The sequence below is a fragment of the Pseudomonas sp. HMWF021 genome (assembly GCF_003061005.1).
Lineage (GTDB): Bacteria > Pseudomonadota > Gammaproteobacteria > Pseudomonadales > Pseudomonadaceae > Aquipseudomonas.
This window is the reverse complement of sequence record NZ_QAIK01000095.1, coordinates 21,793-28,018: the sequence shown is the minus strand read 5'-3', so window position 1 is coordinate 28,018 and position 6,226 is coordinate 21,793. Positions and strand designations below refer to the sequence as shown.

Here is a 6,226-nt window from a genome sequence, read left to right as displayed (position 1 = left end):
ATCCTGCGCGGTAATGGCCGCCACACGGGCCTGCACCGCCGGTTTGTGAATGCGTGGCGAGGCGGCGCGGCTGGTCTGTACCGAGCGACTTTGGGCCAAGGCGCGCAGCACTTTCGGCGCCTCGGGCTGATTAACGGCTTGGGCCAGCACGGCGACTTCTTCGCACTTCTGCACGGCAAACGCCAGCCAGCTTCTCAGCTCGGCATCGAGCTGATCTTCGCGGTTCAAATCCACCGGGCTGTGCAGTAGAGAGCACGATGGCGCCACCCACAGCCGATCACCCAGACGTTCATGCGCATGCTGCAATGTCGCCAGCGCATTTTCCAAATCGCAGCGCCAGACGTTACGACCGTTCACCACACCCAGCGACAGCACTTTGTAGGCCGGCAGACGATCAAGGATGGTCGGGTATTGGTCCGGCGCACGCACCAGATCGATGTGCAGGCCATCGACCGGCAGATTGGCAGCCAGCCCGAGGTTTTCTTCCAGACCGCCAAAATAGGTAGCGACCAGTTTTTTCAGTGGATCACGCTGGATCTGGTTGTAGGCGCGCTCAAAAGCGTTCTTCCATTCCTGTGGCAGGTCGAGCACCAGAATCGGCTCGTCGATTTGCACCCATTCCACGCCTTGGGCGGCGAGCCGGGCGAAGATCTGCCCGTACAGCGGCAGCAAACGATCAAGCAATTCCAGCTTGTCGAACTCGGCGCCTTTGGTCTTGCCCAGCCATAGATAAGTCAGTGGGCCGATGATCACCGGTTTGACGTTGTGTCCCAGCGCACGGGCCTCTTCGACTTCTTCGAACAACTGTTCCCAGCCGAGCTGGAACTGTTGATCGACGCTGAATTCCGGGACCAGATAGTGGTAGTTGGTGTCGAACCACTTGGTCATTTCCTGAGCGTGCGCACCGCCACAGCAGCTGTCGCTGACGCCACGGGCCATGCCGAAAAGGGTCTGCAGCGTGGCTTTGCCGTCATGCGGGCGGAAGCGCTCGGGGATCACCCCGAACATCAGCGAGTGGGTCAGCACCTGGTCGTACCAGGCGAAATCGCCCACCGGCAGCAGCTCGATGCCGGCGTTTTTCTGCAGGTCCCAGTGGGCCTTGCGCAGTTCACGACCCACTTCACGCAGGCCGGCCTCGTTCAGTTCTCCTTTCCAGAACGCCTCTTGCGCTTTCTTCAGTTCGCGGTCGCGACCGATGCGCGGAAATCCGAGGGAATGGGCCAGTGCCATAACAAACAACTCCAATGTCTTGTTGATGGCGCCATTGTCGAGATCGAGCACTAGTGAGACAAACTCATTTTAATCTTGATGATCACAAGTTTCTCTCATGATCAGCTATCAACGGCATGCCGCAGAAAACACGATTGGCCCTGCAGGATATTCCTGCGCGAATCAAGCTATCGAGCACAGTCACGACGCCCTTTGAATACTCGATGGCGCCTTGATGTAAACCCTCTGAAACCGCGCCGTTGCAGGCTTCGATTCTGTTCTATGGTTAGATCGAAATGGCTGTATCCGCGACCGGTTAAAGGTTGCGACAGATCATGTCTGAGCCTATGTTGCACGCGAGCTTTTCCCCGCGAATGGAACGCGATCAACACCACTACAAGAGGTGAAGAAATGTCAAAGGATTCACGCCCTGCCGTACTTGGGCTGATCGGCAATACGCCGCTGGTACAAGTTACCCGCTTCGATACCGGCCTCTGCACACTGTTTCTCAAACTGGAATCACAAAACCCCTGCGGCTCGATCAAGGACCGCATCGGTCTGGCGATGATCGATGCCGCTGAACGCGACGGACGCCTGCAACCGGATGGCACCATCGTCGAGGCCACCGCCGGCAACACCGGCCTGGGCCTGGCGCTGGTCGGCCGGGCCAAAGGCTACCGCGTGGTGCTGGTCGTCCCGGACAAAATGTCCACCGAGAAAGTCCTGCACCTCAAAGCCATGGGCGCCGAAGTGCACATCACCCGCTCGGATGTCGGCAAGGGCCATCCCGAGTATTACCAGGACGTGGCTGCACGCCTGGCCAAAGACATTCCCGGCGCGTTTTTCGCCGACCAGTTCAACAACCCCGCCAACCCGCTGGCCCACGAATGCAGCACCGCGCCGGAAATCTGGGCGCAGACCGAGCATGATCTGGACGCGATCGTGGTCGGCGTCGGTTCCGCCGGCACCCTGACTGGCCTGAGCCGTTTCTTCAAACGTGTGCAGCCGGATCTGGAAATGGTCCTCGCCGACCCGGTCGGTTCGGTGATGGCGCAATACAGCCGCGACGGCACGATGCCCACCCCAGGTTCATGGGCGGTAGAAGGCATCGGCGAAGACTTCATTCCGTCGATCACCGACCTCACCAGCGTGCGCCACGCTTACTCGATCAGCGACGAAGAAAGCTTCGACCACGCCCGTCAGTTGCTCAAGGCCGAAGGCATTCTCGGTGGTTCGTCCACCGGCACCCTGCTCGCCGCCGCGCTGCGTTATTGCCGCGAACAGACCGAGCCGAAACGCGTCGTCAGCTTCGTCTGCGACACCGGCACGCGCTATCTGTCGAAGGTCTACAACGACCAGTGGATGACCGATCAGGGCCTGCTGCAGCGCAAGGGCTATGGCGACCTGCGCGACCTGATCGCGCGCCGTTTCGAGGACGGCCGAGTGATCAGCGTCGGCCCTGACGACACGCTGCTGACCGCGTTCCAGCGCATGCGTCTGGCGGACGTTTCGCAGCTGCCGGTGCTGGTGGAAGGCAAACAACTGGTCGGGGTGATCGACGAATCCGACATCCTGCTGGCGGTGCACGAAGACGCCGCGCGCTTCAGTCAATCGGTGTCCAGCGTGATGACCGACAAACTGCAAACCCTCGCCCCCGGTGCCAACCTCGCCGAGCTGGAAGCGGTGCTCAGTCGCGGCCTCGTCGCGATCATCGCCGACGCCTCGGGCTTCCACGGCCTGATTACCCGCACCGACATGCTCAACCAATTACGGAGATCCCTCGCATGAGTCAGCACGACGATAAATCCCAAGGCTTCGCGACCCGGGTGATCCATGCCGGGCAAACGCCTGACCCGACCACTGGCGCGCTGATGCCGCCGATCTACGCCAACTCGACTTACCTGCAAGACAGCCCCGGCGTACACAAAGGCTTCGACTACGGGCGCTCGCACAACCCGACGCGTTTTGCTTTGGAACGCTGCGTGGCGGATCTGGAAGGTGGCACCCGCGCGTTCGCGTTTGCTTCCGGGCTGGCGACGATTTCCACCGTGCTCGAACTGATCGACGCCGGTTCCCACGTCATCTCCGGCAATGACCTGTACGGCGGCACGTTCCGTCTGTTCGACAAGGTGCGTCAGCGCAGCGCCGGGCATCGCTTCAGCTACGTCGATCTGACTGATCTGGCGGCGTTCGAAGCGGCGCTGCAGGACGACACGCGCCTGGTGATTGTCGAGTCTCCGACCAACCCACTGCTGAGCCTGTCGGATCTGGCCGCGATTGCGCGCATCTGCCGCGCACGCGGGATCATCAGCGTCGCCGACAACACCTTCGCCAGCCCGTATATCCAGCGCCCGCTGGAGCTGGGCTTCGACATCGTGCTGCACTCGACCACCAAGTACCTGAACGGTCACTCCGACGTGATCGGTGGTATCGCGGTGGTCGGCCAGAATGCCGAACTGGCGGACAAACTTGGCTTCCTGCAGAACGCCGTCGGCGCGATTTCCGGGCCGTTCGACGCGTTCCTGACCCTGCGCGGGGTCAAGACCCTGGCGCTGCGCATGGAGCGTCACTGCAGCAACGCGCTGGAACTGGCCAAATGGCTGGAGCAGCAACCGCAGGTCAAGCGCGTCTACTACCCGGGCCTGCCGTCGCACCCGCAGCATGAATTGGCCAAACGGCAGATGCATGGTTTTGGCGGGATGATTTCGGTGGACCTGAACAGTGATCTGGAGGGTGCACGGCGCTTTCTGGAAAACGTGAAGATCTTCGCGCTGGCCGAAAGCCTGGGCGGCGTCGAAAGCCTGATCGAGCACCCGGCGATCATGACCCACGCCACCATTCCCGCTGAAACCCGCGCCAAGCTGGGGATCGGCGATGGCCTGGTGCGTCTGTCGGTGGGGGTCGAGGATCTCGAAGACCTGCGCGCCGATCTGGCGTACGCGCTGACGAAAATCTAAACCTGCAATAACGACAAAGCCCGCAGCAATGCGGGCTTTGGTGTTCGAGCAGGCGGCCAGTGCTGGTCTCTGGCTTACAAGGTTTATCGGGCCTCTCACAGTACAAAAGCAACCATGAAAAAAGAGCGGTGCTTTGCTGCCTCACACGGCATAAGGGCTGGATCTCAGCGCGGAGATCTTTCTAACCGTGTACCCTTCGGAACGCGCCCCACGTCCCCTTGCTATCCGTTTGCGCATCAGTCTGCGTGTTCGCCTACACCTTTGAGGCTAGCAAAAGCCCCACAGTGATGGACGCCTGTTTTTAGACCGATTTCCTTCAAGCCCCCCGGCGCAAGGAAGTTAACCGACTATCACTTGCCCCCCCGGCCAGCCATGGCCCGTGTTTGTCGATCTATACTTTCCAGTTCGCTATCGCGGTTCCATGCAATACGTCGACACCCGTGCGCGTTACCGTGCGCCCGTGCCAATCGCCAATCAGGTCAACCCCGGGCCAACGGAATGCTGTGTGGCTGATGGGTCGTGGAGAAAATCATGAAACACACGCTTTTGTCAGGCGCCATTCTTGCGGTCGCGGCGACCGTGATGTTGCCAACGGTTTGGGCTGCGCAGCCGCAGGCGGTGGCCTCCGATGGCTCTGATCATGTGGGGGCTGGTGCTGTAGCCTCCGATGGGTCCGATCATGTCGGCGCTGGCGCAGTGGCTTCCGATGGTTCGGATCATGTCGGGGCTGGCGCAGTGGCCTCGGATGGCTCTGATCATGTCGGGGCGGGCGCTGTAGCCTCCGATGGCTCCGATCATGTCGGCGCCGGCGCAGTCGCTTCCGATGGCTCCGATCATGTCGGCGCGGGCGCAGTCGCTTCCGATGGCTCCGATCATGTCGGCGCGGGCGCTGTAGCCTCCGATGGCTCCGATCATGTCGGCGCGGGCGCAGTGGCTTCCGATGGCTCCGATCATGTCGGCGCGGGCGCAGTGGCTTCCGATGGCTCCGATCATGTCGGGGCCGGCGCAGTGGCTTCCGACGGTTCCGATCATGTCGGCGCAGGCGCAGTCGCCTCTGATGGCTCCGATCATGTCGGCGCCAATACCCTGGCCTCCGACGGAACCGACAAGGTCGGCGCCAACCGTTATGCCTACTCGCGCGTCGGCGTCGGTTCCGATCGCGTTGCCTCGGCGCTGATGACCGGCAGCTATTCCGACCAGTTCAACAGCCCGCAATAATCGGCATGGGGCGACCCGTTCGGGTCGCCTCATCCTGCACCGCACTAGCACATTTGTGCTAATCGACCGCCCCGCCACCCGGCGTTATATTCCCTCGCAACCCCCGATGTTCCCCAACATTGCCGCTGTGCAGTGCGCGGGATCGTTGTGCCTGGAAATCAGAACAACACCAAGGAAGAAACACCATGAAACTGCACTCCAACCTTCTCAAAGTGGCGATCGTCAGCGCGCTGCTGCTGGGCGCCAGCGGTTGCCAGACCGCCAAACCCACCGAAGCCAGCATGAAAGAACGCGCACAAACGGTCATCGGCAAGCCGGTGTCGAAAATCGACAACATCCGCAGCGACAGCACCCTCACCTACTACACCGCGTATACGCCGGCCGGCGAGTACAACTGCGAGTTGCCCAGCGGCGCGATCATCGCCGTGGCGAGCATGGGCATCATGACCCCGCCGTTGTCCTGCCTGCCCAAAGGTGCCTCGCCGATCCCGGTTCAGTAATTCATTTCCTCGGTAAAGGACTACGTTCCATCATGAAAATCCTGATTGCTTCTCTCACCCTCACCGCCCTCGCCCTGACCGGCTGCGCCACGCCCAAACAGTGGGAAGCCACCGGCGGCAGCAAGAACGATGGCGTGGTTCAAGTCTCGTATGAACTGGGCCAGTTCGAAAGCGGCGAGACCAGCGCCGCCCAAGGCCTGACCGTTGCCTCCGAACGCTGCAAGACCTGGGGCTACAAGAATGCCGAGGTGACCGGCTCGGAGAAAAACATCTGCCGCACCATGGGTCAGTACAACTGCCTGCAAACCACCATCACTCAGGACTATCTCTGCAAGCGTTGAG

At 61.2% G+C, this 6,226-nt stretch carries 6 protein-coding genes and 1 pseudogene; 5 read left to right on the top strand and 2 right to left on the bottom strand.

Going from position 1 to position 6,226, the window contains the following annotated elements:
* Positions 1–1,230 (bottom strand): annotated as a pseudogene (locus tag DBR18_RS29125) (5-methyltetrahydropteroyltriglutamate--homocysteine S-methyltransferase); the annotation flags it as partial.
* A gap of 390 nt (positions 1,231–1,620) precedes the next feature.
* Between DBR18_RS29125 and DBR18_RS12635 the strand changes: the two are divergent.
* The gene (locus DBR18_RS12635; protein WP_108590561.1) at positions 1,621–2,997 is read left to right on the top strand and encodes a cystathionine beta-synthase; all 1,377 of its coding nucleotides are present in this window, start codon (positions 1,621–1,623) and stop codon (positions 2,995–2,997) included.
* Entirely contained in the window at positions 2,994–4,166 is a 1,173-nt protein-coding gene (locus tag DBR18_RS12630) for a cystathionine gamma-synthase (RefSeq protein WP_041062583.1), read from the top strand. Before DBR18_RS12635 ends, DBR18_RS12630 begins: the two co-directional genes overlap by 4 nt.
* 549 nt (positions 4,167–4,715) lie before the next feature.
* Here DBR18_RS12630 and DBR18_RS28250 read toward each other — a convergent pair.
* The gene (locus DBR18_RS28250) at positions 4,716–5,159 is read right to left on the bottom strand and encodes a hypothetical protein (protein ID WP_158275050.1); all 444 of its coding nucleotides are present in this window, start codon (positions 5,157–5,159) and stop codon (positions 4,716–4,718) included.
* 15 nt (positions 5,160–5,174) lie between these two features.
* On the opposite strand from DBR18_RS28250, the gene DBR18_RS28245 reads away from it, so the two are divergent.
* The 3 genes from DBR18_RS28245 (at position 5,175) to yecR (ending at position 6,225) form a co-directional block, all read left to right on the top strand.
* A complete protein-coding gene (locus DBR18_RS28245; RefSeq protein WP_158275049.1) occupies positions 5,175–5,384 on the top strand; it encodes a hypothetical protein in 210 nt (69 codons plus the stop codon).
* 185 nt (positions 5,385–5,569) lie between these two features.
* Positions 5,570–5,884 (top strand): hypothetical protein, encoded by a 315-nt coding sequence (locus tag DBR18_RS12620; protein WP_108590560.1) that lies wholly within the window; start codon positions 5,570–5,572, stop codon positions 5,882–5,884.
* Between the two features lie 32 nt (positions 5,885–5,916).
* Positions 5,917–6,225, top strand: coding sequence for a YecR family lipoprotein (yecR, locus tag DBR18_RS12615; protein WP_108590559.1), 309 nt, complete (start codon positions 5,917–5,919; stop codon positions 6,223–6,225).
* The last annotated feature ends 1 nt before the right edge of the window (position 6,226 follow it).